The 1,062-nt window shown below is 59.8% G+C and carries 1 pseudogene; it reads left to right on the top strand.

Annotated features, from left to right (window positions below):
- Positions 1–26 precede the first annotated feature (26 nt).
- Positions 27–1,032: pseudogene (locus NQV17_RS38295) on the top strand (TRAP transporter substrate-binding protein).
- Positions 1,033–1,062: the final 30 nt, after the last annotated feature.

Below are 1,062 nucleotides of genomic sequence, written 5' to 3'. Positions count from 1 at the left end.
GACCATCTTAAAATAGGAGACAGAGCATGAATCGACGTCAGTTCGTGAAGGACCTCTCTCTAGGTGCGCTCGCCGCCTCTACACTGCCCGTCTTTCGCAGCGCCCACGCAGCAGAGTTCACTTACAAGATCGCCCACAGCACTCCGACCACGCACCCGTTGCACATTCGGCTGACCGAGGCCGCCGCAAAGATCAAGGCCGATACGAAAGGCCGCTTCGAGCTGCAGGTGTTCCCGTCCGACCAATTGGGCGCTCAAACCGACGTCCTCGGTCAGGTGCGATCCGGCGCAACCGACTTCTTCGCGCTCTCCGGCGTCGTGCTGTCAACTCTGGTGCCCGCCGCGGCAATCAGCGGCGTCGGCTTCGCGTTCAAAAGCTATGACGCCGTCTGGAAAGCCATGGACGGCAATCTTGGTGCCTTCATCCGTGCCGAAATCGATAAGACGCGCTCCCTGTTCGCGTTCGAGAAAGTCTGGGACAACGGCTTCCGCCAGATCACCAGCTCCAATCGCCCCGTTGCGACCCCCAAGGACCTCCAGGGCATGAAGATTCGCGTCCCCCCATCCTCGATGTGGGTCTCCCTCTTCAAGGCGCTTGATGCCCTGCCCACCACCATCACCGCCAACGAGCTCTACTCCTCGCTCCAAGATCGTCGATGCGCAGGAGAACCCGCTCGCGGTCGTGTCCAGTTTCAGGCTCTACGAAGTGCAGAAGTACTGCTCTCTCACGAACCACATGTGGGATGGATTCTGGATTCTCGCGAACCGCAACAACTTCGACGCCTTGCCGCCCGACGTACAAAGCGTCGTCAGAAAGCATCTGAATGACGCCGCCGTGGCAGAGCGGCAGGACCTGGTCAAATTCAACGCCTCATCGCAACAGCTACTGGTCGGCAAGGGTATGCAGTTCACTACGCCGAAAACCACCGACTTCCAAGACAAGCTTCGCGCCGCCGGCTACTACACCCAGTGGAAAAGCAAATTCCCCGCCGCAGGATGGGCCCAACTAGAGGCCGTTGCCGGTCGTCTGTAAGGAGGCACTATGAACCACTCCGCCACCACC

Origin of the sequence: Burkholderia sp. SCN-KJ (genome assembly GCF_024656005.1) — a bacterium.
Taxonomy (GTDB): Bacteria; Pseudomonadota; Gammaproteobacteria; order Burkholderiales; family Burkholderiaceae; genus Burkholderia.
This window is presented reverse-complemented; position numbering and strand designations above follow the sequence as displayed.